Annotated in this window: 21 protein-coding genes; 9 read left to right on the top strand and 12 right to left on the bottom strand. The window is 64.2% G+C overall.

Annotated elements, in window-relative coordinates; translation table 11 throughout:
- The first annotated feature begins 7 nt into the window (after positions 1 to 7).
- The 6 genes from murC (at position 8) to lpxC (ending at position 6,901) form a co-directional block, all read left to right on the top strand.
- Positions 8 to 1,462 carry a UDP-N-acetylmuramate--L-alanine ligase gene (gene murC, locus INQ42_RS09935; protein ID WP_407070765.1) on the top strand — a complete coding sequence of 485 codons (1,455 nt, stop codon included), beginning with the start codon at positions 8 to 10 and terminating at the stop codon, positions 1,460 to 1,462.
- Between the two features lie 20 nt (positions 1,463 to 1,482).
- Entirely contained in the window at positions 1,483 to 2,448 is a 966-nt protein-coding gene (locus tag INQ42_RS09930) for a D-alanine--D-alanine ligase (RefSeq protein ID WP_282435705.1), read from the top strand.
- The gene (locus INQ42_RS09925) at positions 2,445 to 3,167 is read left to right on the top strand and encodes a cell division protein FtsQ/DivIB (RefSeq protein ID WP_194034125.1); all 723 of its coding nucleotides are present in this window, start codon (positions 2,445 to 2,447) and stop codon (positions 3,165 to 3,167) included. Before INQ42_RS09930 ends, INQ42_RS09925 begins: the two co-directional genes overlap by 4 nt.
- Positions 3,151 to 4,401, top strand: coding sequence for a cell division protein FtsA (gene ftsA / locus INQ42_RS09920; protein WP_194034124.1), 1,251 nt, complete (start codon positions 3,151 to 3,153; stop codon positions 4,399 to 4,401). The genes INQ42_RS09925 and ftsA overlap by 17 nt, the downstream gene beginning before the upstream one ends.
- Positions 4,402 to 4,512: 111 nt before the next feature.
- Complete coding sequence (gene ftsZ, locus INQ42_RS09915; protein WP_194034123.1) at positions 4,513 to 5,748, top strand: cell division protein FtsZ; 1,236 nt, start codon at positions 4,513 to 4,515, stop codon at positions 5,746 to 5,748.
- Positions 5,749 to 5,983: 235 nt separating this feature from the next.
- Positions 5,984 to 6,901 carry a UDP-3-O-acyl-N-acetylglucosamine deacetylase gene (lpxC, locus tag INQ42_RS09910; protein WP_194034122.1) on the top strand — a complete coding sequence of 306 codons (918 nt, stop codon included), beginning with the start codon at positions 5,984 to 5,986 and terminating at the stop codon, positions 6,899 to 6,901.
- Positions 6,902 to 7,092: 191 nt separating this feature from the next.
- Here lpxC and INQ42_RS09905 read toward each other — a convergent pair whose 3' ends face one another.
- Positions 7,093 to 7,551 carry a DUF721 domain-containing protein gene (locus INQ42_RS09905; RefSeq protein WP_194034121.1) on the bottom strand — a complete coding sequence of 153 codons (459 nt, stop codon included), beginning with the start codon at positions 7,549 to 7,551 and terminating at the stop codon, positions 7,093 to 7,095.
- Positions 7,552 to 7,558: 7 nt separating this feature from the next.
- On the opposite strand from INQ42_RS09905, the gene INQ42_RS09900 reads away from it, so the two are divergent.
- The 3 genes from INQ42_RS09900 to INQ42_RS09890 all read left to right on the top strand — a co-directional run bounded on the left by INQ42_RS09900 (position 7,559) and on the right by INQ42_RS09890 (position 12,438).
- Complete coding sequence (locus INQ42_RS09900) at positions 7,559 to 8,467, top strand: M23 family metallopeptidase (RefSeq protein ID WP_194034120.1); 909 nt, start codon at positions 7,559 to 7,561, stop codon at positions 8,465 to 8,467.
- A gap of 158 nt (positions 8,468 to 8,625) precedes the next feature.
- Complete coding sequence (gene secA, locus INQ42_RS09895) at positions 8,626 to 11,370, top strand: preprotein translocase subunit SecA (RefSeq protein ID WP_194034119.1); 2,745 nt, start codon at positions 8,626 to 8,628, stop codon at positions 11,368 to 11,370.
- A 75-nt stretch (positions 11,371 to 11,445) separates the two neighbouring features.
- Complete coding sequence (locus INQ42_RS09890; protein WP_194034118.1) at positions 11,446 to 12,438, top strand: Nudix family hydrolase; 993 nt, start codon at positions 11,446 to 11,448, stop codon at positions 12,436 to 12,438.
- Between the two features lie 15 nt (positions 12,439 to 12,453).
- Here the strand turns inward: INQ42_RS09890 and coaE are convergent, their stop codons facing one another.
- The 11 genes from coaE to INQ42_RS09835 all read right to left on the bottom strand — a co-directional run bounded on the left by coaE (position 12,454) and on the right by INQ42_RS09835 (position 24,490).
- Positions 12,454 to 13,074, bottom strand: coding sequence for a dephospho-CoA kinase (coaE, locus tag INQ42_RS09885; RefSeq protein WP_194035847.1), 621 nt, complete (start codon positions 13,072 to 13,074; stop codon positions 12,454 to 12,456).
- 82 nt (positions 13,075 to 13,156) lie between these two features.
- Entirely contained in the window at positions 13,157 to 14,020 is an 864-nt protein-coding gene (locus INQ42_RS09880; RefSeq protein WP_193984256.1) for a prepilin peptidase, read from the bottom strand.
- A 13-nt stretch (positions 14,021 to 14,033) separates the two neighbouring features.
- Positions 14,034 to 15,293 (bottom strand): type II secretion system F family protein, encoded by a 1,260-nt coding sequence (locus INQ42_RS09875; RefSeq protein ID WP_194034117.1) that lies wholly within the window; start codon positions 15,291 to 15,293, stop codon positions 14,034 to 14,036.
- A 256-nt stretch (positions 15,294 to 15,549) separates the two neighbouring features.
- Positions 15,550 to 16,698, bottom strand: a complete 1,149-nt coding sequence (locus INQ42_RS09870) for a Fic family protein (protein ID WP_194034116.1) — start codon at positions 16,696 to 16,698, stop codon at positions 15,550 to 15,552.
- Positions 16,699 to 16,806: 108 nt separating this feature from the next.
- Positions 16,807 to 18,537, bottom strand: coding sequence for a type IV-A pilus assembly ATPase PilB (gene pilB / locus INQ42_RS09865; protein ID WP_194034115.1), 1,731 nt, complete (start codon positions 18,535 to 18,537; stop codon positions 16,807 to 16,809).
- 122 nt (positions 18,538 to 18,659) lie between these two features.
- Positions 18,660 to 19,034, bottom strand: a complete 375-nt coding sequence (locus INQ42_RS09860) for a helix-turn-helix domain-containing protein (RefSeq protein ID WP_194034114.1) — start codon at positions 19,032 to 19,034, stop codon at positions 18,660 to 18,662.
- Positions 19,035 to 19,050: 16 nt separating this feature from the next.
- A complete protein-coding gene (locus INQ42_RS09855; RefSeq protein WP_194034113.1) occupies positions 19,051 to 19,353 on the bottom strand; it encodes a type II toxin-antitoxin system HigB family toxin in 303 nt (100 codons plus the stop codon).
- 342 nt (positions 19,354 to 19,695) lie between these two features.
- The gene (locus INQ42_RS09850; protein ID WP_194034112.1) at positions 19,696 to 21,267 is read right to left on the bottom strand and encodes a hypothetical protein; all 1,572 of its coding nucleotides are present in this window, start codon (positions 21,265 to 21,267) and stop codon (positions 19,696 to 19,698) included.
- A 113-nt stretch (positions 21,268 to 21,380) separates the two neighbouring features.
- The gene (locus INQ42_RS09845) at positions 21,381 to 23,450 is read right to left on the bottom strand and encodes a sulfatase-like hydrolase/transferase (protein ID WP_194034111.1); all 2,070 of its coding nucleotides are present in this window, start codon (positions 23,448 to 23,450) and stop codon (positions 21,381 to 21,383) included.
- A gap of 78 nt (positions 23,451 to 23,528) precedes the next feature.
- The gene (locus INQ42_RS09840) at positions 23,529 to 23,954 is read right to left on the bottom strand and encodes a pilin (protein ID WP_194034110.1); all 426 of its coding nucleotides are present in this window, start codon (positions 23,952 to 23,954) and stop codon (positions 23,529 to 23,531) included.
- 104 nt (positions 23,955 to 24,058) lie between these two features.
- Positions 24,059 to 24,490 (bottom strand): pilin, encoded by a 432-nt coding sequence (locus INQ42_RS09835; protein WP_194034109.1) that lies wholly within the window; start codon positions 24,488 to 24,490, stop codon positions 24,059 to 24,061.
- Positions 24,491 to 24,764 lie beyond the last annotated feature (274 nt).

Raw genomic sequence — 24,764 nt, 5'->3', positions numbered from 1 at the left:
CCGCTGCATGAGCAGTACCGTGCGCCGCCGGCTGCAACACGATGGCGATCTGGCCAAGGCCTTCCCGCGCGTCCATTTCATCGGTATCGGCGGCACCGGCATGAGCGGCATCGCCGAGGTGATGTGCACCCTGGGCTACCAGGTGTCCGGCTCGGACCGCGCCGACAACGCGGTGACCCGGCGTCTGTCGCGCCTGGGCATCGACGTCCATCAGGACCACGCTGCCGCCAACGTGCTCGGCACCGACTGCGTGGTCGTTTCCAGCGCGATCCGCGACGACAACCCGGAAGTGGTCGAAGCGCGCACGCAGCGCATCCCCGTGGTCCCGCGCGCCGAAATGCTGGCCGAGCTGATGCGCTTCAAGCGCGGTATCGCCGTTGCCGGCACCCACGGCAAGACCACGACCACCTCGCTCACCGCCAGCGTGTTGGCCGAGGGCGGCATCGATCCGACCTTCGTCATCGGCGGGCAGCTGCTCGCCGCCGGTGCCAACGCCAAGCTGGGCGGCGGCGACTGGCTGGTGGCCGAGGCCGACGAGAGCGACGGCAGCTTCCTGCGCCTGAGCCCGCAGATCGCGGTGGTCACTAATATCGATGCCGACCATCTGGAGAATTACGGCGGCGACTTCGCCAACGTCCAGGCGGCGTTCGGCGAGTTCATGCTGCGGCTGCCGTTCTACGGCCTCGCGGTGCTGTGCATCGACGATCCCGAAGTCGCCGCGCTCGCCGAGCGCACGCCGCGCCACGTGATGACCTACGGCCTGTCGGCGGAGGCCGACGTGCGCGCCGAAGACGTCACCCAGACCGGCGCGCGGATGCATTTCACCCTGTGCCTGCCCGGCGGCGAGCGCTGCCCGGTCACCCTGGCGCTGCCCGGCGGGCACAACGTGCTCAACGCGCTGGCCGCGGCCGCGGTGGGCTGGCAGCTGGGCGTGGAGCCGGCCGCGATCGCCCGCGCGCTGGAGGCATTCGCCGGCATCGGTCGCCGATTCAACGTGTTGGCGGACATCGCCTTGCCCCGGGGCGGCACGGCCACCGTGGTCGACGACTACGGCCACCACCCCAACGAATTGGCGGCGGTGTTCCAGGCTGCCCGCGGCGGCTGGCCCGAGCGCCGCTTGGTGGTCGCCTTCCAGCCGCACCGATACAGCCGCACCCGCGACCTGTTCGACGATTTCGCCGCCGTGCTGTCCGACGTCGATGCGCTGATCCTCACCGAGGTCTACGCAGCCGGCGAGGCGCCGATCGCCGGCGCCGACGAGCGCGCCCTGGCCCGCGCGATCCGCGCGCGAGGGCGCATCGACCCGGTCGTGATCGGGCCGGTGGCCGAACTGCCCGAGGTCCTCGCCGATGTGCTTGAGGACGGCGACCTGCTGCTGTTGATGGGTGCCGGCGATATCGGCCACGCCGCGCAACAGCTTGCCCTCGATGGACTCCCCACGATCCAGGAAGGTGACGCGTGAGTATCCCGACTGCCCCGCACATCGCCCCGCAACGCACCACCGATCCGGCCCGCTTCGGCCGCGTGGCGGTGCTGATGGGTGGCACCAGCGCCGAGCGCGAGGTCTCGCTGGCCTCCGGCCGCAACGTGCTCGAAGCGCTGCAGGCGCGCGGCGTCGACGCGTTTGCCGTCGACGGCATCCCGGCGCTGGTCGAGCGTGTGCGCCAGGGCGGCGTGGACCGCGTGTTCAACATCCTCCACGGCAACAAGGGCGGAGGCGAGGACGGCGTGTTGCAGGGCGTGCTCGAGGTGCTGGGGGTGCCCTACACCGGTTCCGGCGTACTCGGCTCGGCCCTGTCGATGGACAAGATCCGCACCAAGCAGGTCTGGCTCAGCTGCGACCTGCCGACGCCGCGCTTCGTCCGCCTGAGCAACGGCGATGACATGCACGCCGCCGCGCGCTCGCTCGGCCTGCCGGTGTTCGTCAAGCCCTCCTGCGAAGGCTCCAGCGTCGGCGCGTTCCGGATCCTGGAGGAGGCCGATCTCGCCGCCGCGCAGGCCTTTGCCGCCAACTACGACGGCGAGCTGCTGATGGAGCAGATGATCGTCGGCGACGAGCTGACCGTGGGCGTGCTCGATGACGGCACCGGCCCGCGCGCGTTGCCTTCGATCCGGATCGTTCCCAAGGGCGAGTGGTACGACTACAACGCCAAATACATGGCCGACGACACCCAGTACCTGTGCCCCGGCGTGGAAGACAGCGCCGAAGCCGAGCTGCAGCGCATCGCGCTGGCCGCTTTCGAGGCCGTTGAATGCCGCGGCTGGGGCCGGGTGGACGTCATGCGCGACCGCGCCACCGGCGCCTTTTACCTGCTTGAGGTGAACACCGCGCCCGGCATGACCAGCCACTCGCTGGTGCCCAAGGCCGCCGCCCAGCTCGGCATCGGCTTCGAGGAACTGTGCTGGCGCGTTCTGGAAGGGACCCTCGCGGAGGTGGCAGGCCGGTGAACGCCCTTCTGCGCCTGCTGGGTTGGCTGCTCGCGGTGGCGCTCGTCGTCCTGCCGGTGGTCGGCCTGCTCAACGGCTGGGTCGGTGCCGAGCACTGGCCGCTGAGCAAGCTGCGCGCCACCGCGCAGTTCCAGCGCGTGGACGAGACGCTGCTGCGCGACACCCTGATGCCGTTCGCGCGCCAGGGCTATTTCGCGGTCGATCTGGACGCGGCGCGCGCGGCCGTGGCGGCACTGCCCTGGGTCGAGCACGCCGAGGTCCGTAAGCGCTGGCCCGACGTGCTGGAAGTGCACCTGGCCGAGCACGTCCCGTTCGCGCGCTGGGATGACAACCAGCTGCTGTCCGAGCAGGGCCGGCTGTTTCCCGCCGCCAACATCGACATCCCCGCCGATTTGCCGTTGCTGGGCGGGCCGGACACGCGCATCGACGAGGTGGTCGAGCTCTACAACCAGACGCGGACGATGTTTGCCCCGCTCGGACTGGAGGTGCGCGAGGCCCGCCTGGACCCGCGCGGCAGCTGGACGCTTCGCCTGGACAACGGCGCCGAGGTCATCGTCGGCCGCCACGAGGCGCGCGGTCGCCTCAACCGCTTCGTGCGCCTGTTGCCGCAACTGCTGGCCCAGCAGACGCAGGTACTGGCGCGCGCCGATCTTCGCTACACCAACGGTTTCGCACTCGTGTGGGCCGACAGCAGGGAAAACCATGAATCGCAAGGGTGACAAACATCTGATCGTCGGCCTCGACATCGGCACCTCCAAGGTGGTGGCGCTGGTGGGCGAGTACAGCCCCGGCGACACCGGCCCCGACAACCCGATCGAGGTCATCGGCATCGGCAGCCACGAGTCGCGCGGCCTGCGCCGGGGCGTGGTGGTGGACATCGAATCCACCGTGCAGTCGATCCAGCGCGCGATCGAGGAGGCCGAGCTGATGGCCGGCTGCGAGATCCGCTCGGTCTACGCGTCCATTTCCGGCAGTCACGTGCAGTGCCGCAACTCGCAGGGCATCGCCCCGATCCGCGACGGTGAGGTCAGCGTGGCCGACCTGGACCGGGTGCTGGACGCGGCCAAGGCGGTCGCGATTCCGGCCGACCAGAAGATCCTCCACGCGATCCCGCGCGACTACGTGCTGGACCATTCGCAGGAAGGCATCCGCAACCCGATCGGCATGACCGGCGTGCGCCTGGAAGTGCATGCCCACTTAGTGGTGTGCGCGCAGTCGGCCGCCGCCAACGTCAGCAAGTGCGTGCAGCGCTGCGGCCTGCAGGTCGACAGCCTGATCCTGGGCGTGCTGGCCTCGGCCAACGCGGTGCTGACCAGCGACGAGCGCGAGCTGGGCGTGGTGCTGGTCGACATCGGCGCGGGCACCACCGACATCGCGGTGTTCGTGCAGGGCGCGATCGCGCACTCGGCCAGCCTCGGCATCGCCGGCGACAAGGTCACCGAGGACATCGCCCACATGCTGCGCACGCCGACGCCGGAGGCCGAGCAGATCAAGGTCCGCTACGCCTGCGCGCTGGCGCAGATGGCCACCGCCGAGGAATCCATCCAGGTGCCTTCCGTCGGAGACCGCGCGCCCCGGCGCATGCCGCGCGCCTCGCTGGCGCAGGCCGTCCAGGCCCGTTACGAGGAAATCTTCGAGATGGTCCAGGCCGAGCTGCGCCGCAGCGGCTTCGAGCAGCACGTGCGCGCCGGAATGGTGCTCACCGGCGGGGCCTCAAAGATGGAAGGGGTGGTGGAACTGGCCGAGGAAATGCTGCAGATGCCGGTGCGGGTGGGCATCCCCCAGCACGTCACCGGTCTGGGCGAGGTGGTGGGCAACCCGGTCCACGCCACCGGTGTGGGGCTGCTGCTGATGGGCAGCCAATTCGAGAATCCGCGCCGTCCGGTGATCAACACCGGCCGCGCAGGTTCGCTCTTCAACAAGCTCAAGAGCTGGTACAGCGACCACTTCTGAGCGGCGGTGCACGACAGCGGCGGGCGGGGGACGGCAGGCAACAGAACAAACGCGGCACGCAACACGAAAGACCACGGCAGCAACCAAAACTAGACCAACGAGGACACGGACATGGCACATTTTGAACTGGTGGAAAGCATGGCTCCCAACGCGATCATCAAGGTGATCGGCGTCGGCGGCGGAGGCGGCAATGCGGTCGCCCACATGGTCAGCAACAACGTTGACGGGGTGGAGTTCATCACCGCCAACACCGACTCGCAGGCGATCAAGAACTGCGGCGCCAAGCTGCAGCTGCAGCTGGGCAACAACGTCACCAAGGGCCTGGGTGCAGGTGCCAACCCCGAGGTCGGCCGCCAGGCCGCGCTGGAGGACCGCGAGCGCCTGATGGACGCGCTGGAAGGCGCCGACATGGTCTTCATCACCGCCGGAATGGGCGGTGGTACCGGGACTGGCGCGGCGCCCGTCGTGGCCCAGCTGGCCAAGGAGATGGGCATCCTGACTGTCGCCGTGGTGACAAAGCCGTTCCCGTTCGAGGGTCGCCGCCGCATGCAGGTCGCGCTCAAGGGCATCGAGGAGCTGAGCCACCACTGCGACTCGCTCATCACCATTCCCAACGAGAAGCTGATCACCGTGCTGGGCCGCAACGCGACCATGGTGCAGGCGTTCCGCGCCGCCAATGACGTGCTGCTGGGCGCCGTGCAGGGCATCGCCGACCTGATCGTGCGTCCGGGCCTGATCAACGTCGACTTCGCCGACGTGCGCACCGTCATGTCCGAGATGGGCCTGGCGATGATGGGCAGTGGCGCCGCCAAGGGCGATGACCGCGCCCAGGCCGCCGCCGAGGCCGCCGTGCTCAACCCGCTGCTGGACGACGTCAACCTGCAGGGCGCCAACGGCATCCTGGTCAACATCACGGCCGGCCCGGACTTCACTATGGCCGAGTTCGACGAGGTGGGTCGCACGGTGGAGGCGTTCGCGTCCGAGGACGCGACCATCGTCATCGGTACCGTGCTGGACCCCGACATGCAGGACGAAGTGCGCGTGACCGTCGTTGCCACCGGCCTCAACCGCGGTGCCGGCAGCAAGATCAAGGGTGTCGAGGGCAACCGTGCGCCGATCCAGCTGGTCCGCAACGCCACCACCGGCCAGCCGGAGTTCCCGGTCGACGCGATTTCCTCCTCGTCAGCCTCCTCGTCGGAGTCGCGCGCCCCGTCGGTGCCGAGCTTCAGCAGCAGCCTGCGCGGTGAATCGACCAAATCCGAGCCGGCCGCGGCGACCGGCGCGGCCGACTTCGGTCCCGACAGCTACCTCGACATCCCGGCATTCCTGCGCCGCCAGGCGGACTGACCCGCCTGCCGCCCGTGTACTGCCATCGCTTGAAGCTGTAATGCCGTAGTCCGGTTCGTCTTGGCTCCGCGGGTGTCCTCGCGGGGCATTTGGACCGGTCGTCCGCCATCAGGCGCGGCGACCGGTCATTTTTCGGCCGTGGGCGCACACGCGCTGTTCAGCGCCAATTGATCTGCCTCCAATAGGCTGCGTGGTACCGTTACCCGGTTTTTCCCTCTTCAGGCACACCTATTCCATGCTGCGTCAGCGCACCCTCAAGAACGTGATCCGCGCCACCGGCGTGGGGCTGCACAGCGGCGAAAAGGTCTTCCTCACCATGCGTCCGGCCCCCGCCGACGCAGGCATCGTTTTCCGGCGCATCGACCTGGATCCGGTGGTCGACATCCCCGCGCGCGCCGACCTGGTCACCGAGACCACGCTGTGCACCGGCCTCAGCCTGGGTCCGGCCAACGTGCAGACGGTCGAGCACCTGATGTCCGCGCTGGCGGGACTGGGCATCGACAACGCCTACATCGACCTGTCCGCGGCCGAAGTGCCGATCATGGACGGCTCGGCCGGCCCGTTCGTGTTCCTGCTGCAGTCGGCAGGCATCGTCGAGCAGGACGCCGCCAAGCGCTTCATCCGCATCCTGCACCCGGTCGAGGTGCGTGATGGCGACAAGTTCGCCCGCTTCGAGCCGCACGACGGTTTCCGGGTCGGCTTCACCGTGGTGTTCAAACACCCGGCGATCCCCGATTCGCAGTCGCGCGCCGAGGTCGAGTTCTCGACCATCAACTACATCAAGGAAGTCAGCCGCGCGCGCACGTTTGGCTTCATGCGCGACCTGGAGTACATGCGCGAGCGCAACCTCGGCCTGGGCGGGTCGATGGACAACGCCATCGTGCTCGACGAGTTCCGCGTCCTCAACGAGGACGGACTGCGCTACGCCGACGAGTTCGTGCGCCACAAGATCCTCGACGCCATCGGTGACCTGTACCTGGCCGGCCACGCCATCATCGGCGCGTATGAAGGCTTCAAGTCCGGCCATGCGCTCAACAACAAGCTGGTCCGCGCGCTGCTCGCCGAGCAGTCGGCCTGGGAGATCGTCAGCTACACCGAAGACGAGGATCCCCAGGCGATTTCGACCGCGTTTGGCCGCCTCGCGACGGTCTGAGCGTTACACCAGTGCCCGTCCAGCGTTAGCCGTGCATGCATCACGAATGTGACTGCTTCACGCCGTTTTAACGTTTTCTACACGATATGACCTCGGGTTTTTAACAAATCCGGGGTTTTTGACCTTTAGGATGCCCCGTCGATGTTCACTTGTTCGTCACGGCGATTAACGCGCTACGACGTTGCAAGGATTCATCCGGCGTCATCCGTCCCATCGGGGTCGGTGGTTTTGAGGGACGCCAGCGCAGCCTCGAGTGATTTTTTCGCGGCCGCGGACATGGTCACGGTTTTCGCGGGCGCCGGAGGGGCCGGTGCGCGCGAAGGAAGGCTTGTCTTGATGACGACTTTCGCCGCGTCCAGACCCATGGAGCGGGCACCTGACAACAGTTCCGGAGCGAGCAGGCGAAGTTTGGCCCGCCACACCGGGGAATCCACCAGATAAACGAGCCTGCCGTGCTCGTGATTCGCCAGCCGCGCATGCGCGGACAGCGGGAACGGCAGGAGTGGCCTTAACCGGCGGTCCAGTTCGTCGAGCCACAGGGCACGGCGGATCGTGTTACCCGCAGGCACCGCCAGCAGCGCATCCAGCGCCGCGGTCGGAGTCGAAGGGAGGCGCGATGACTTCGCCGGTTTGGGTTGGAATTCAGACATCGGACTTATGACCTATCAAGACATCCTAAATAAATCGCGTGGTACCTGGGCTTCACTCGCCCACCGCGCGCTTCAGGCCGCCATGCAACGCCCGCTGGGCGCCGGCGCGGTACTTCTGGGTGGCGGACTGATGCTCGGCCTGGGTACAGGCTACGCGGCCAACCACGGCTTGCGCGACCAGGTCGCCCAGCAGCAGGTGCAGATCGACTCGGCCCAGGCCGACGCGCAACGTGAAATCAATGCCCTGGCGGCGCGTCTGGGTGAGCTGCAGGCCGAAGCCAACCGGCTCAATGCCCTGGGCAAGCGCCTGACCCGCATCGGCCAGTTGCAGGATGGCGAGTTCGACTTCAACGAGCCCGTCGGCATGGGCGGTGTCGGCCCGGTGGAAGACATGCCCAAGGGCGAGCTCGACCAGGGCCTGTCGGAACTGGGCGAGCAGTTCCGCGCTTCCGGCGAGCAGCTTTCGGTGCTCGAATCGCTGCTGTTCAATCGCCAGCTGGACATGAACGCGGTGCCGTCGCGCGAGCCGATCGAGAGCTACATCACCTCCAATTTCGGCCACCGCGCCGACCCGTTCCGCGGCGGTCGCGCCTTCCACAAGGGCATCGACTTCAAGGCCAACGTCGGCGATCCGGTGATGGCCGTGGCTGACGGCGTGGTGAGCTTCTCCGGAGTGCGCAGTGGCTACGGCAACACCATCGAGATCGACCACGGCAACGGCTACGTCACCCGTTACGCGCACAACTCGCGGCTGAGCCTGAAGGTCGGCGGCCTGGTCCGCGCCGGCGAGGAAGTCGCCAAGGCGGGTTCCAGCGGCCGCTCCACCGGTGCCCACGTGCACTTCGAGGTGTGGCAGAACGGCCAGGCCGTCAATCCGAAGAAGTTCCTCAACCAGCAGTCGCCATTGCACGGCTGATCCGGTCGCGCGCAGAGGGAGTTTGCGCTGGTGGGTGGCGATGCGGCGGGCTTGATAGGCGCCCGCCCGCCCCCACGCTAGAATAGGCGTTTACCAAGACAGGGTGCCCCGCGCCCTGTTTTTGTTTCCGCCGTCATGTAATCCGACTGGAACCATCCATGCTCAACAACATGCTTACCCGTGTCTTTGGCAGCCGCAACGACCGTTTCCTCCGTCAGCTGCAGCGCACGGTCGTCAAGATCAACGCGCTCGAGCCGGACATGGAGAAGCTCAGCGACACCGAGCTGCAGGCCAAGACGCCGGAGTTCAAGCAGCGGCTGAAAGATGGCGCCAAGCTCGACGACCTCCTGCCCGAGGCGTTTGCGGTCTGCCGCGAAGCATCGCGCCGCGTGCTGGGCATGCGTCCGTATGACGTCCAGCTGATCGGCGGCATGGTGCTGCACCTGGGCAAGATCGCGGAGATGCGCACCGGCGAGGGCAAGACCCTGGTCGGCACGCTGCCGGTCTACCTCAACGCGCTGACCGGTGACGGCGTGCACCTGGTGACCGTCAACGACTATCTGGCCCGGCGCGACTCGGCCTGGATGGGCGAGCTCTACAACTGGCTGGGCCTGAGCGTGGGCGTGGTGTATCCCAACATGCCCCACGGCGACAAGGCCGAGGCCTACGCCGCCGACATCACCTACGGCACCAACAACGAATTCGGCTTCGACTACCTGCGCGACAACATGGCGCTGTCGAAGGAGGACCGCCACCAGCGCGGCCTGAACTTCGCGATCATCGACGAGGTCGACTCGATCCTGATCGACGAGGCGCGCACGCCGCTGATCATCTCCGGCCCGGCCGAGGATTCGCCCGAGCTGTACATCAAGGTCAACCGCATCGTGCCGTCGCTGGTACGCCAGGAGACCGAGGAAGGCGAGGGCGACTACTGGGTCGACGAGAAGGGCAAGCAGGTCCACCTGTCCGAGGAAGGCCAGGAACACGCCGAGCAGCTGCTGCGCGACGCCGGCATCCTCGGTCCTGACGAGGACGAAGGCCTGTACTCGCCGGCCAACCTGGCGGTCGTCCACCACCTCAACGCCGCGATGCGCGCCCACGCCATCTACCAGAAGGACGTGGACTACATCATCCGCGACGGCGAGATCGTGATCGTCGATGAGTTCACCGGCCGCACGCTGGCCGGCCGGCGCTGGTCGGACGGCCTGCACCAGGCGGTGGAGGCGAAGGAGGGCGTGCCGGTCCAGCGCGAGAACCAGACGCTGGCCTCGATCACCTTCCAGAACCTGTTCCGGATGTACAACAAGCTGGCCGGCATGACCGGTACGGCGGACACCGAGGCGTTCGAGTTCCAGAGCATCTACGGCCTGGAAGTGGTGGTGATCCCGACCAACCGCCCGGTCAAGCGCATCGACAGCCCGGATGCGGTGTTCCTCAACCGCGCCGGCAAGTACCGCGCGGTCGCCGCCGAGATCAAGGAGGCTCACGCCAAGGGCCAGCCTGTGCTGGTCGGCACGACCTCCATCGAGGTCTCCGAGATGCTCAGCCAGCAGTTGACCGCCGAGGGCATCCACCACGAAGTGCTCAACGCCAAGCAGCATGAGCGCGAGGCGACCATCGTCGCCCAGGCCGGCCGCCCCGGCGCGATCACCATCGCCACCAACATGGCCGGTCGCGGTACCGACATCGTGCTGGGCGGATCGGTGGACAACGAGATCGCGATGCTGGAAGCCGAGACCGGCGAGCCCGTCGACGAGGCCACCCGCGCGCGCCTGAAGGCCGAATGGAAGGAGCGCCACGAGGCGGTCAAGGCCGCCGGCGGGCTGCACATCGTGGGCACCGAGCGCCACGAAAGCCGCCGCATCGACAACCAGCTGCGTGGCCGTGCCGGCCGCCAGGGCGACCCGGGTTCCTCGCGCTTCTATTTGTCGCTGGAAGACAACTTGATGCGCATCTTCGCCGCCGACTGGGTGCAGAAGGTGATGGCGCGGATGGGCCTGAAGGAAGACGACATCATCGAAAGCCCGCTGGTGTCCAAGCAGATCGCCAACGCGCAGCGCAAGGTCGAGGCCCACAACTTCGACATCCGCAAGAACCTGCTCGACTTCGACGACGTCAACAACGACCAGCGCAAGGTGATCTACGGCCAGCGCAACGAGTTGCTGGAAGCCGAGAGCGTCCAGGACAACATCGAGGGCATCCGCGAGGACGTCATCAACGCCGCGATCGCCCGCTTCGTGCCGCCCAACTCGATCGACGAGCAATGGGACCTGCCCGGTCTGGAGGCCCTGATGGCGTCGGACTTCAACATGCAGATCGACGTGCAGGGCTTCGTCAATGGCCGCGAGGAGGTCGACGACGAGGCAGTGACCGAGTTCGTCGTAGAAGAGGTTAACCGCCAGGTTGCCGAGCGCGAACGCCAGCTGGGCGCGGAAACCATGCGCATGCTGGAAAAGCACTTCATGCTCAACGTGCTCGACCAGAGTTGGAAGGAGCACCTGGCCCAGATGGATTACCTGCGGCAGGGCATCCACCTGCGTGGCTACGCCCAGAAGCAGCCGAAGCAGGAGTACAAGCAGGAGGCCTACCTGCTGTTCTCCAACATGCTGGAAAAGGTCAAGCACGACGTCATCAGCCTGCTGGCGCGCGTGCGCATCCGCAGCGAGGAAGAGGTCGCGGCGCTGGAGGCGCAGGAGCGCGCGCAGGCCGAGGCCAAGGCCAAGCAGATGCAGTTCCAGCACGCCAGCTCGGGCGGTTACAGCGCCGATGAAGAGGCGGCCGAAGCCCAGCAGGCGCTGGCCCGCGGCGCGGCCAATGCCGAAGTCACCCGCGTCGGCCGCAACGAGCTCTGCCCGTGCGGCAGCGGCAAGAAATACAAGCATTGCCATGGTCAGCTGGTCTGACCCCAGCCCCGATGGCAGTAGATGGCGGATGCCCGGTGCATCCGCCCCGATGAACGCCCCGGCGGTGCATCGACGATGAGCGAAACAGCGCCAACGCGCTTCGTGCGCGTGGTTGCCGGAGTGATAGGCGATGCGCGCGGCCGCATCCTGCTGGCCCAGCGCACCGGCGCCAGCGATCTGGGCGGATTGTGGGAATTTCCCGGCGGCAAGATCGACCCCGGCGAGAGCACCGAGCACGCGCTGGCGCGCGAGCTGGATGAGGAGCTGGGGATCCACGCCGAGGTCGGCGAGGCGGTCATCACCGTGCCGCAGCTCTACCCGGACAAGCGCCTGACCCTGGACGTGCGCCACGTCACCCGGTGGCAGGGCAACCCGCGCGGACGGGAAGGGCAGGCCCTGCTGTGGGTGCCGCCGCGCAAGCTCGCCCTCTACCGGATGCCGCCCGCCGACCGGCCGGTGGTCGCGGCGTTGCAGCAGCCTGACCGGTATCTGGTGACACCGGATGTGGGGCAGCTCACTGCCGGGCTCAGTGGTGCGGAACTCGAGGCGGCTGAGCAGGCGTGGCTGGATGCGCTGGAGCGAACGCTGGCCGCCGGCATCTGCCGTGTCCAGGTGCGTTCACCGACCGCGGATCCTCAGCGATCGGCTCGTCTGGCCGCATCCGCCGTAGAGCTGTGCCGGAGCGCTTCAGCGGAAGTCCTGGTCAACGGCGATCCTGAGCTCGCCGCGCGGTTGGGCGTCGGCGTGCACCTGCGCTCGGATCAGCTCTGTGTCTACTTCGATCGACCGGTCGGTGCCGATGTGCCTCTCGCGGCGTCGTGCCACACAGTGGACGAACTTCGCGCGGCAGAGCGCTTGGGCTGCAACTTCGTGGTGCTGGGAAACGTGAAGCCGACCGCGAGCCACCCCGCCCGGGACGGCATCGGCTGGGAGGCCTTCGCCGCCATGCGCGAACACGTCTCTATGCCGATCTACGCCATCGGTGGAGTGGGAATCGACGACATGGATGACGCCCGCGCGCACGGTGCGCAGGGGATTGCGGCGATACGTGGGCTTTGGGCTGGCTGACGCGGGCCGCGATTCTCAGCCCGCGACCGCCATCGCCAGCGTGCGATAGGACCGATCCAGCGCCGCGATGTGCCCATCCAGCGTCTCCAAGCCACCGTCGTTGACGATGATGTCGTCGGCGATCGCCAAGCGCTGCACGCGAGTGGCCTGGGCGGCGATCATCGCGTCGGCCAGCGCCGCATCCACGCCGTCGCGCTGCATCAGCCGGGCATGTTGGACCGCGACTGGCACATCCACCACCAGAATGCGCCCGAGCCATGGATAGGCCTTGCGTCCGCCACCTTCGGCGAGCAGCGGCACGGCGGCAATGGCGTAAGCACCGGCTGCCTGCTCGCACATGGCACGCACCTTGGTCCGGATACGTGGATGGACGATGGCTTCCAGCCGCTTGCGCTCATCGGTGTGGGTGAAGACCCGCTCGCGCATCGCCGCGCGGTCCAGGTCACCGTCGGCGGTGAGGATGCCGGGGCCGAAGGCATCGACGAGTTCCGCCAGGCCGTCCGAGCCGCGGGCAACCGCCTCGCGCGCGGCGACGTCGGCGTCGGCGACGACCACGCCCAACGATTCGAAGCGCCGCGTGACCTCGCTCTTGCCCGCAGCCACGCCGCCGGTAACTCCGATGATGTAGTGGCTCATGCGGGACAGGATGTCATGGCGCGGGATTTCGTGGATCGCGACACGAGCGGACAAGGAGCCACGCTGCTCGCGCGCACTTCCGTCAGGCCAAACCGGAGATCCGCATATAGCCGCCGATCAACTGCTCGCCCCAGAAGAAGATGATCCAGCCCGCCACGGCCAGATACGGCCCAAACGGAATCGGCGTGGCCTTGTCGCGGCCTTTCGCCGCCAGCCAGATCGAGCCGATGATGGCGCCCACCAGCGATGACAGCAGCACCGTAGGCAGGATGCCTGCCAGGCCGGTCCAGGCACCAATCGCGGCCAGCAGCTTGAAGTCGCCGTGGCCCATGCCTTCCTTGCCGGTGATCTGCTTGAACAGCCACCACACCACCCACAGGCTCAGGTAGCCGACAACCGCGCCGATCACCGCCGGTTTGGCGGCTATGTAGAGGTTGTCGACCGCCGCAATCAACCCCAGCCACATCAATGGCAGGGTCAGCTGGTCGGGCAGCAGTTGCGTCCGCAGGTCGATGCCGGACAGCGCGATCAGGAAGCAGGTGAACACCATCGCGCCGAAGCCTTGCCAACCGAAGCCGAAGCGGGCGACGCAGGCGACCATCAGCACCGCAGTCAGCAACTCCACCAGCGGGTACTGGGCCGAGATGCGCGCCTTGCAGCTCCGGCAGCGCCCACGCAAAGCCAGCCAGCTGAACAGCGGAATGTTCTCGTACCAGGACAGCTGGTGCTTGCAGTGCGGGCAGTGCGAGCGTTCCACCACGATACCCGGCGGCGGCGGATCGTAGGTCTCCGGCTCGCCGAGGATCTCGCGGCTGTCGCGCTGCCACTGCCACTCCATCCGGCGCGGCATGCGCAGGATTACCACATTGAGGAAACTGCCCAGCAGCAAGCCGAAACCGGCGACCAACGGGTAGCCGATTTCGGGGTTCTGATCGAGGAATGCCATGCGCTATTTTGCCTCAACCCACCACGGCGCCGAGCTTGAAGATCGGCAGGTACATGGCAATCACCATGCCGCCCACCACCACGCCCAGGAACACCATGATCATCGGTTCCAGCAGGCTGGACAATGCGTCCACCGCGTTGTCGACTTCCTGCTCGTAGAACTCGGCGACCTTCAACAGCATCGTGTCCAGTGCGCCGGCTTCCTCGCCGATGGCCACCATCTGCACCACCATGTGCGGGAACAGGTTGACCTGCTTCATCGCCATGTTGACCGAGTAGCCGACGGCCACGTCGTCGCGGATGCGGTGCACAGCCTTCTCGTAGACGATATTGCCGGTGGCGCCGCCGACGGTATCCAAGCCTTCCACCAACGGCACGCCGGCGCGGAAGGTCACGGCCAGCGTACGCGCGAAACGTGCAATGGCGGAGTTGTGGATGATCTGGCCGACCACCGGCACCTTCAGGATCATCCGGTCCAGGAAGAACTGGAACGCGACCGAGCGGTTCTTCGTCATGATGAAGGCGACCACGGTAGCCACCGCGACGATCAGGATCAGCCACCACCATGCCACCATGAACCGGCTCAGCTTGATGATCAGCATGGTGAACGCCGGTAGCTCGGCGCCGAAGCTGGCAAACACGTCCTCGAACATCGGCACCACGAACACCAGCAGGATCGCGCTGACGATCAATGCGACGGCAACCACGGCCGCCGGGTAGAACATCGCCTTCTTGATCTTGCCCTTCAGCGCCTCGGTGTTTTCCTTGTAGGTCGCCACCGTATCGAGCACCGTCTCCAGCACACCCGCAGACTCACCGGCTGCCACCAGGTTGCGGAACAGCAGGTCGAACTCGACGGGATGCTTGCCAAGCGCCTCGCTCAGCGACGAACCGCTCTCGACCTCCGAGCGGATCGAGTTGACCAGCTTCTGCATCCTGGGGTTCTTGTTGCCGCTGGCGATGATCTCCAGCGCGCCGACGATGGGCACGCCGGCCTTCATCATCGTGGCGACCTGGCGCGCGAACACCGCGATGTCCTGCGGAGACACTTTCTTGCCGGCGCTGAAAAGCGGCTTGGGCTTGATCTTCACGACCTTGGGCGTAATGCCCATCCGGCGCAGTTCGGCGCGCACGAAGTTCGCGTTTTTCGCGGTCTGCTCGCCCTTCATGGTGATACCGCGCTTGTCGGTGCCTTCCCACACGAAAACGGGCGTCGCTTCGGCGCGGCGTGGCGCCACGACGGGTTTCTTGGCGGCAGTGCGGCTGACAGACATAGCGTGTTTCCCCAGTGTCACTTGTTGATTACTGCAGCGCGGCGCGCCGGCATCGGTACGCCATCCCCGGGCAACCCGCCGCCATCCCCGGGCCACGGATCACCGGCACGCGCCCGCAAGCTCAAACGGGACATGCCGTGCGCCAGCATATCCTGACCCAGTGCGTCGCGATAGCAACGCCGGTCACATACGCCTGACCTTTGCGCGGCGTCGGCGATCTGCGTTGCGTGGCCGTCGCTGGCACGATTCTGCTGGATCAGCCGCGAAGCAGGTCCAGATATGCCTCATACGCGAAGATCTGTCCCCGTGCCCGGCCGGAGATTTCTCGAAGCACGCCGACCGCCTCGAGAGCATTGACGGCTCCCCGGGCCGTGGGTGGGGACACCTGCAACGCCCGCTGCGCAAGGTCAATGGTGAGCTTTGGCATGGTGGGCAGCATCTCGAACAGCCGCAAAGCCTGTAGCGTGCTGGCTCCCGTACCCAGCACGAGCTTCCGATCCGTGGCGATCTGCGCGGCAATGGCAACGATGCTTCGCTGCGCCTCCTCCGCCGAAGCCTCTACGCCGACCAGAAAGAAGGACACCCAAGACTCCCAATCGCCGTCGGTCCTGATCGCGGTCAAACGACGGTAGTAGTCGTTCTGATGCGCCTTGAGGTAGCCGGACACGTATATCAACGGCGCGGCTAGCAGTTGCCACGCTTCCAGCAGAATTGCGATCAATAAGCGTCCGATACGGCCGTTCCCGTCAAGAAACGGATGGATCGTTTCAAACTGCGCATGGACCAATGCGATACGCACCAGAGGCGGGAGGGTAGGCGCATCGGTGTGGATGAACTTTTCCAGGTCTCCCAGTAGTCCACGCACCTGTTCTGCGGGCGGGGGAACGAACGCGGCATTGCCCGGTCGTGTGCCGCCGATCCAGTTCTGGGTCGTCCGGATGGCCCCGGGCTGCTTCGACGCCCCGCGGGCACCATCCAGAAGGATGCGGTGTGCCTCTGTCAGCAATCGGACAGAGATCGGCAGGCCGTCGGGGGAGTGCAGTTGCTCGCGTGCGAATCGAAATGCCTGAAGGTAATTGGTGACCTCCTCGACGTCCTCGGCGTTGGCCACAGTCAACCCAGCCTCCTCGTCGAAGACGTCGGTCAGAGTGGCTTGGGTGCCTTCCAACTGCGAGGTCAGCAGCGCCTCCTTCCGGATTGCGCTGTAAATCAGCCACTCGGTCGACGCCACCAGTCCTGACATGCCCGACAAGCGCGCCAAGGCGAGCTCAGCGCGACGGTTCTGGTGCTCGTAGCACGTCAGGTCCAATTCCGGATCTGACGGCGGCAGCGCTAAAGGAACGAATGCCCGTACGCACTCATCGTGCGTCCGGGTAGTGGAGTAGCTGCCCGTGATGCGTGGCATAGGAAAGGCTCCTTACGTTGCCGTCAACGTAAGGAACGATACCTTTCTTTACAGCCAGGCAATAGAAAGGAATCTTTCAGTGCGCCAGCAGACAACACTGCGGTCCGATCAGTCCTTGGTCACCCGATTGATCTCCGCCAGGCTTGTGACGCCATTGCGGACCTTCATCAAGGCCGACTGGCGCAGGTCGCGCACGCCGGACTTCTGCGCGGCATCGGCAATCTGCATCGCGTTGCCCCCCGCCAGCACGATGCCCTGGATCTCGTCGGTCATCGGCATGACCTGGTAGATGCCGGTACGGCCCTTGTAGCCTTCGGTGCAGTCGGCGCACCCAACCGCCTCGTAGATCGTGAAGTCTTCAGACGCGATCTCCTCGGCGGTAAAGCCTTCGGCCAGCAGCGCGTGCTCGGGCAGTTCCACCGGGCGCTTGCAGTCGTGCAGGCGGCGGGCCAGACGCTGGGCGATCACCAGCGACACCGACGAGGTGATGTTGAACGGCGCCACGCCCATGTTCATCAGGCGCGCGATGGTCTGCGGCGCGTCGTTGGTGTGCAGGGTGGACAGCACCATGTGGCCGGTCTGCGCGGCCTTGATGCCGATCTCGGCGGTTTCCAGGTCGCGGATCTCACCGACCATGATCACGTCCGGATCCTGGCGCAGGAAGCTGCGCAGCGCGGCGGCGAAGGTCATGCCGCGCTTGACGTTCATCTGCACCTGATTGATGCCCGGCACGCGGATCTCGACCGGATCCTCAACGGTGGAGATGTTGCGCGTCTCGTCGTTGAGAATGTTCAGCGCCGTGTACAGCGACACCGTCTTGCCGGAGCCGGTCGGGCCGGTGACCAGCACCATCCCGTAGGGACGCTTGACCGCGGCCAGGAACAGGTCGCGCTGGTCGTCCTCGTAGCCGAGCTTCTCAATGCCCATCTTCGCCGCGCTGCCGTCGAGGATACGCAGCACGATCTTCTCGCCGAATAGAGTCGGCAGCGTGCTGACTCGAAAGTCGATCTGCTTGGTCTTGCTCAGGTTGAGCTTGATGCGCCCGTCCTGCGGTACACGGCGCTCGGCGATATCCAGCTGCGCCATCACCTTGAGGCGTGCGGATATGCGCGGCTGCAATTTGACCGGCACCTTGGCCGACTGCTTCAGGAGCCCATCGATGCGCAGGCGCACCCGGTACTCGGTTTCATACGGCTCGAAGTGGATGTCAGACGCGCCGCGACGGATCGCATCCACCAGCACCTTGTTGATGAACTTGACGACAGGGGTGTCGTCCGTTTTGGCGTCGACCCCGCTCTCGGATGAGAGTTCGTCCTCCCCGCCGCCGATGTCCAGGTTCTCAAGCCCCTCGTCGTCCTCGCCCATGGCGTCGCCGAGTGCATCGGCGTTCTCCTGCCAGCGGTCCAGATGGCGCTTGATGCTTTCCTCGTCGACCAGGATCGCCTCGACGGTGAAGTTGGTCTGGAACTTGATCTCCGACAACGCGTGCGTGTTGGTGGGTTCGGAAATACCGACGAACAGGCGGTTGCCGCGCTTGAACAGCGGCAGCACCGTGTGCTTGCGAAGCAGCTCTTCCTTGACCAGCTTGATCGCCGACTGCTCCGGGTCCATCGCGGCGGCATCGAAAATCGGTACACCGAACTCGACAGAGTTGGCCGCGGCAAGATGCGCGGGAGCGACGAGTCGCTTCTCGATGATGTACGCGGCGAGCGGCTTGCGTTGCTCGGTGGCGGCGGCCATGGCCTCACGTGCAGCAGACTCGGACAGCGCGCCATCCTGCACCAGGCGGCGGGCAATACCGGTGATGCCAACAAGGTTGGCAGTAGCTACGGCATTCATGGTGATCCCCTGTGGTTCCGTGCGGACAACTTTACTGCAATTGCCTTTAGCGGGGCGGCGCACCCTCCCTCAAGGTGTGGCCATCTGCAGCGCATGCCTGAGGTCGCATTTTGCCCCGGAGGTCAAGCCGCGCGGTGCTTCTCAGGCGGCTTGATCAGGCTTTCGGCGGGAATCCCGAACATGCTGTGCAGCCGCCAGATCATGGGGAGTGTCAACGAGCGCTTGCCGTTGAGAACTTCATAAACGCGATTGGACTTGCCGATGGCCGGCTCCAGGTCCTTCACGGACAGGCCGGCTTGTTCCATGCGGAATTTGATGGCCTCGACGGGGTCGGGAGGGTCCAGGGCGTAGTGCCTGGCTTCATACGCTTCGACCAAGGTAACCAGCACGTCCAGCGTGTCGCCTGCTGGCGTGCCGGGCTTGGCGTTCATGACGCCCTCGACCGCCTTGAGGGCGTCGCGATAGTCGGTTTCGGTTTTGATGGGTTTGATGTTCATGATGCCCTCGTGTGGGTCATATGGTTTGAACGTCGACCTTGTCGTACTGCGTGTGTGTGCCGATGAAGCGCACGTAGACAACGCGATAGTCGTAGTTGATCCAGACAACCAGTCGGTATTTGTTGCCCGCGATGTTGAACACGACGCGGCCGTCCTGGAGGATGCTGGCGTTGCCGAAGTCAGCCTTCACGGCCGCGGGCTGTGCCCAGTCGGCGGCCAATACATGCCTGTACCACGCCAGCGTGGGCTCCTCTGCGTCTTTGTAGACAGGCGTGTCTTGCCAGAACGCCTTGAGCGTGGAGAGGGCGATAATTCGCATGCACACATCGTAGTCCCATGGCGGGACTGTCGCAACTGCCAAGCCATGAGGTTCCAGTCCTTTGGTCGCATCAGCGAAATCTGGCGCAATAAGCGCAGGGCATTGCCCCGTCGGGGTGGCCGGCCGCCGCGCAAGTTCCCGCCGCTGGCTGACGTGGCCGGGGTTTTTGGTGGGGTTGCAGGTGGCAGCGCGGCGGTCTTGCGCTCACAAAAAAAACCCGGCGGGTGCTGGGGTTCTTTGTGTTGCCAGGAAGGCGAGGTCGAGTGAGTCGGGTGCCGTTTGCTTCAGGGTTGCCGATTCAAGCGGAAATGTTCCCTGACTCGCCTTCCGGGTGGCTTGCCTTTATCCGGGGAGGGCGACGGCTGGTGGTGCGGAAAGGCAGTCAGTAACGCCGTCATGAAAGATGACAACCCGGTAAGGCCGCACCAGATATGACGGACGGGTACCGAAACATTGCGCAATGGCGGTATCGCTAAAGGTGTTGTTGTGCAATGCCATAAAGACCGGTGTTTCGGCCTGCACACCGGTGATCTTCTCATCGCTGACCAGCCACCTGATTGGTGAGATTCCGTCGCCGTAAAGTAGACGGGCGGCGATGACACGGACACGCCCTTTTGAGAGCACGGTGATGGCATTAGCATCCCAAAATGGTGCATAACCGTGATGGATGCCGTTTTCCCCAAGCCAACGGATGAGGTTTTCCTTGTCAGCGTTGGTGGTTTTTTGGTTGATTCCAGGGCCGCTATAAATTGGCTGGGCGCTGGTCAGCGATGAGAGCACGAGACTGCCTGTGGAAAGCAGGAGGACAGGCGAAATTATTGTGGTGACGGCAATGGATTTGTACTTCTTTGGAAGTTCGCCCATTGCCAAAATCAGAATGATTGCTACGGGAATGAGGGTGAAGACCAGATAATAGATTCCGTAGTGCTCCTTGATCGGTTCGCCTACGAGCAATGCGCCGGTGATCAGGCCGGTGCCGAAGAAAACATAACTGACCAAAAACATCCGTGACCGCTGCCGTAGCCTGAACGCACGGGCGGAAACAAAGACGAAAGCTGCAGCGACGGTGACGATAAGGGCAACACGATAGATCGTGCCGAGGCTGTGAACGATACCATTCGGGTTGGTAGCGAGATTGGTGATGCCGAGGAATTCCAGTGCTAGTCGCCACAAGGTTCTCGCATTGATAATGAACTGAGCCGAATTCGAGATTAGCTGGTGCCGGGCGTAGGAGGTATTTATGCTGAGGAAGTCGGCGGCGATGACATGGAAAGCGGTGCCAACGACAACGGCGGCAACGATAGCTCGTAAAAGCCAATCGCGCCGTCGCACCATTTCTTTGACGACCTGCTCGCCGGCAATGCGGGCGGAAAGCCAGCAGGCTATCGCCGCACAGGCACTTGGAAGCAGTGTGAATGCGAACGCCTTTTTCGGATTGGAGGCGAAGAGCAGCGCCAGCAGCATGGCGGCGACGATGATATACCGACGCGAAAACTTGCCGTCGACGACCTTGCACACCATTGCGAGAAACAGGACATTTTGCGCAAGGACCGCGGACATCATATAGCCGAGCACGAGGTCCAAGTACAGCATCGATGGACCGCTGATCACCAGAAGTGCCGCGCAGGCTGAAGCCGCCTTGTCCAGTCCGAGCGTGCGGCCAAGGTAATACATGGCCGCCACCAGAATGCTTGCACCAACGGTAGCGGCGCAGGCTAGGGCTAGTGGCGTGATGCCGAGCCATTTCACGAATGGCAGTGCGATTTGTCCGACATCGACGATGGATATGCTGCCGCTGACGTAATGCCACGATTGCGGAAGCCACGTGCCGGAGCGAAGGATGTCTTCGGCCAAAAGAATGTAACTGGCCGAATCCGAATGAAGGTATTGCGGGTATGTGTAGTACAGGAACAAAAGCGTTGAGACGATGCACGCCAATATACTAACGGTAAGTAGATAACGCGCGGATATGTTGTCCGGTAGGAGATTGCTTGCCGGGGTTGCTGGCGGCGCCACGCTTGGCCGGCTCATTGCGCCGCGTTGCCGAGTGTGGCCGCTTCGATTGCCGTCACCCCGTTGCCCGCCGAGGCGCACCAGTGCGCCTCGAACTCATGGTCAGTCGCGAAGTGCCGGCACAGTAATGTCTTGTATGCAGTGACCACAGGATCCGTGGTTAGCAGAGGTAGGCATTGTGCAGCCAGCGTGGTGCGGTCGAGCTTCATCCAGCAATCATTTGGACCATTGAACATCCCCGATGGCCAGCTACTCACGCCGTAGCGCTTGAAAAACACAGCGCGTTGTTTGAGCCGCAGTTGTTCGCGTACATCCGACTGTCGCAATTGAAGGTGGTGGTCAGGCGTCAGTTCGAATAGTCGGCTGAGCTCTGTGGCTACTTCATCCGGGTCAATGTTTTTCTTCTGCAGCGACGCGCCGGATATTCCGGATTCGAAGAAAATAGGACGCTCCGAATATGGCAGAGAGTTCCCTTTTGCATTAATCAATTCTCTGCCATCAAAGTCGATGTCTGAGAAACTAGTTCCAATTTTCGACAGTACCGTTGGCATGACATCTATCAGGCTCGCCGGATGCTGTGATGTGGCCGATGGCCATACCGGCTCGCCATCACGATAGCGTTGCATCGCGAGCAAGACGTGCATCTGTGACTCGTCCATAGCGGGCGACCCGTGGCCGAAATATGGTCCGATAGAGGCTTGGTTGCCAATGTTGTTCTGAGCAGGCTCCTCCAGCCATTGGTCGGGCTGCAGGCCCAATGCTTCGCCGTGATCGGACAGAATCACCACCACAGCGTTACGCAGGCGGCCAGCAGCTTTTAGTTGGAGCATGATTTTAGCGACTTGGCCGTCGGCAACCTGCAGCGCACCTTCATAAGGTGTGCGGGCGTTGCCATCTACATTGGTCGCCTGGACATAAGGAACGTGTGCGATGCAATAATGAGAGACAAGGAACAACGGCTTCTGGCTGTCTGCAGCCGCAACGGCACGGGCGAGTCTGTTGTCGTGTGCTGCTGGTCGATAGATCGTAGCGGCGGCTCGATTGCCGGCTACGTGCGGCATCCATACGTCTGCATAGGGCAATAGCTGCGCCAGATTGGTGCCGATGGTGTCGAGGAAGTCACCCACCAAAAAATCGAACACCCCCGGCGGGGGCGTCACCAACGTATCGAATCCATAGCCCTGATCGAAATTGGCAAAGCGCGATTCGTCCATCGCAAACATGGTGGTGTAGCCGGCATCTTTCAATCGGTGGGCGACTGAAGCTTGTTTATCGATCTTATCGGAGGGATACAGGTTCTCGCGTGCGCCGTGCCGAGTTGGATAGCGTCCGCTGAGGATGCTCATATAGGCGACGAAGGTCCGCGCCATTGGCGTATAGGCTTGCTCGAAATTGATTGCGTTGCGTAGGAACCCGTCGATGGTCGGCGTCAGCGTCTCGCCGTCGTAGCCGAATGCCTTCAAATGGTCTGGACGTAGCGAATCGACGCCAATCACGATGATGTCGGGTTGCGCGCGTGGTGGCGTATTAGATGAGGAATACGGCGGCAGTGGTGCCCGCCCGGCGATCAGCAATGCGATGACGGCGAGTAGAACAGTGCGTGTGGGGACAGTGGCGATACGCACTACCCAATACATTAGCAATGCGCCGCAGCCAATTGACAGCCCATAGATCAGCGCTGGACTGGCAGGTTGTATCAAGAGCAGGTCGCTATTGGGGATGCCGCGCGAGACGGGAAAAATGTTGTGGTTGGCAATCACCATCAGCATCAAGGTCGCGGTCAATGCCATCGTGTGGCTGCCACGCCGAGCCAGTGCGTTACGGACCCAACTCGGCCCGCGGGTCAAAAGATCGTGATGCACCCTGCTGGCCAATAGCAATGGCGCTATATGTGCGAGCAGGCTAACCAGCAGGTATCCGCCCAGCACCCGGGCCAGCGTGAGCGGCAAGCCATCGGTGACGGCACGGGCAATGAATTCCGTAGATTCATTTGCCAGGGCTTGCAGTCGAGAACTGATTGCCGTCACCAACTGGAAAGCGAGGACGGCCGCGCCAACCAGTGACGCATAGAGATAGCGATTCATGGGGAAACGAGTATCCGTTGGTGTCACGGCACAGCTTGTCGGAGCGGTGTTCGATATGTTTCGTGTTTGCTTGGGGGCCTAGCGGCACTCTGCCGGATAAAACTTCGGCTGGCTGCCGCTGCCAACGCAACGCCACGAGGTACCAATGGCGCCGCTGGTGACTGTAGTGGGGGTGTAGGTGAGAATGGTGCCGCGTGTGAGCGTCGTGCCGGTGACTGCGATAGCGCCGGTGGCGGGCGTGCAGGCGATGCTGGCGGTGTTGCGGTTGCCGGTCGGAACAGCGGTCGAGACCGGCGCGCAGGCGTCGGTGGGCAATGCGCCGCCGTTGTTGATGATGTTTTCGGCGACCGTTACCTTGAGTCCGCTGGCTGAGACGGCTAGCTCGGAGACCCGGGCGCGGATGGTGTAATCCTGATATGCGGGTAGAGCGATGGCAGCGAGGATTGCAATGATCGCGATGACGATCATGAGTTCGATCAATGTGAACCCGCGCGTGTTTTTCATGACCGATTTCCCCATCAGGTCTTGAAGGTGAATGCATGAACCGTGCCAAAAAGAAACCCCGCCGGAGCGGGGGTTCTTTTTTTAGCTGTATGATCGTATTTCGATTAGCGGCACTCGGCCGGGTAGTACTTGGGGTTGCTGCCGCTTCCGACGCAGGACCAGGTGGTGCCGACTGCTGAGCTCGTACCACCAATCACAGGGGCGAAAGTCAGGATGGTGCCCTTGGCGACGGCGGTGCCGGTGGCAATAATGACGCCGGTTCCCGTGGTGCACGTGATAGTCGACAAGTTAGTGGTTGCGGCGGTGGTGGCGCCGGTGCCCGCGCACGGATCATTGGGTGTCAACGCACCGCCATTGTTGGCAATGTTTTCAGCAACGGTAGCCTTCATGCCGCTGGCGATGACAGCCAGCTCGGAAACGCGCGCGCGGATGGTGTAGTCCTGATAAGCCGGCAGCGCAATCGCAGCCAGAATCGCGATGATCGCAACCACGATCATCAGTTCGATCAGGGTGAAGCCTTTCTGTACGTTCTTCATGGTGTTTCCCCTAGGAGTGATATGTGTTTCACGTACCGTCGGAGCCGGCGTTCCGGTCCTCGGGCTGCAGTGCTCGTTCGGCACGTGCTCGGTAAGGTACGCATTTCCCGTGCCAAGTGGCGTTTTTGCTAGTTGGGGTGCCGAAACTGAATCGGCAGTCACGTTTGGCCGGTGACTTCGGTCTTTCAGGTGACCTTAATGGTCCGTTTTGGCGGGTGGTGTGACGCAAATGGTCACGTTGGCGGCCCTTCATCAAGCATTTCCACATTGACGA

The sequence above is a fragment of the Lysobacter avium genome (assembly GCF_015209745.1).
In the GTDB taxonomy this organism is placed as follows: domain Bacteria; phylum Pseudomonadota; class Gammaproteobacteria; order Xanthomonadales; family Xanthomonadaceae; genus Novilysobacter; species Novilysobacter avium.
Note: the sequence above shows the minus strand (reverse complement) of the source record. Positions and strands in the feature narration are given on the sequence as shown.

Excerpts from the sequence above, each read along its gene's own strand:
- murC (WP_407070765.1), top strand. The coding sequence starts at position 8 with ATGAGCAGTACCGTGCGCCGCCGGCTGCAACACGATGGCGATCTGGCC.
- ftsA (WP_194034124.1), top strand. The coding sequence starts at position 3,151 with ATGAATCGCAAGGGTGACAAACATCTGATCGTCGGCCTCGACATCGGC.
- ftsZ (WP_194034123.1), top strand. The coding sequence starts at position 4,513 with ATGGCACATTTTGAACTGGTGGAAAGCATGGCTCCCAACGCGATCATC.
- lpxC (WP_194034122.1), top strand. The coding sequence starts at position 5,984 with ATGCTGCGTCAGCGCACCCTCAAGAACGTGATCCGCGCCACCGGCGTG.
- INQ42_RS09905 (WP_194034121.1), bottom strand. The coding sequence starts at position 7,551 with ATGTCTGAATTCCAACCCAAACCGGCGAAGTCATCGCGCCTCCCTTCG.
- INQ42_RS09900 (WP_194034120.1), top strand. The coding sequence starts at position 7,559 with ATGACCTATCAAGACATCCTAAATAAATCGCGTGGTACCTGGGCTTCA.
- secA (WP_194034119.1), top strand. The coding sequence starts at position 8,626 with ATGCTCAACAACATGCTTACCCGTGTCTTTGGCAGCCGCAACGACCGT.
- INQ42_RS09890 (WP_194034118.1), top strand. The coding sequence starts at position 11,446 with ATGAGCGAAACAGCGCCAACGCGCTTCGTGCGCGTGGTTGCCGGAGTG.
- coaE (WP_194035847.1), bottom strand. The coding sequence starts at position 13,074 with ATGAGCCACTACATCATCGGAGTTACCGGCGGCGTGGCTGCGGGCAAG.
- INQ42_RS09880 (WP_193984256.1), bottom strand. The coding sequence starts at position 14,020 with ATGGCATTCCTCGATCAGAACCCCGAAATCGGCTACCCGTTGGTCGCC.
- INQ42_RS09875 (WP_194034117.1), bottom strand. The coding sequence starts at position 15,293 with ATGTCTGTCAGCCGCACTGCCGCCAAGAAACCCGTCGTGGCGCCACGC.
- INQ42_RS09870 (WP_194034116.1), bottom strand. The coding sequence starts at position 16,698 with ATGCCACGCATCACGGGCAGCTACTCCACTACCCGGACGCACGATGAG.
- pilB (WP_194034115.1), bottom strand. The coding sequence starts at position 18,537 with ATGAATGCCGTAGCTACTGCCAACCTTGTTGGCATCACCGGTATTGCC.
- INQ42_RS09860 (WP_194034114.1), bottom strand. The coding sequence starts at position 19,034 with ATGAACATCAAACCCATCAAAACCGAAACCGACTATCGCGACGCCCTC.
- INQ42_RS09855 (WP_194034113.1), bottom strand. The coding sequence starts at position 19,353 with ATGCGAATTATCGCCCTCTCCACGCTCAAGGCGTTCTGGCAAGACACG.
- INQ42_RS09845 (WP_194034111.1), bottom strand. The coding sequence starts at position 23,450 with ATGAATCGCTATCTCTATGCGTCACTGGTTGGCGCGGCCGTCCTCGCT.
- INQ42_RS09840 (WP_194034110.1), bottom strand. The coding sequence starts at position 23,954 with ATGAAAAACACGCGCGGGTTCACATTGATCGAACTCATGATCGTCATC.
- INQ42_RS09835 (WP_194034109.1), bottom strand. The coding sequence starts at position 24,490 with ATGAAGAACGTACAGAAAGGCTTCACCCTGATCGAACTGATGATCGTG.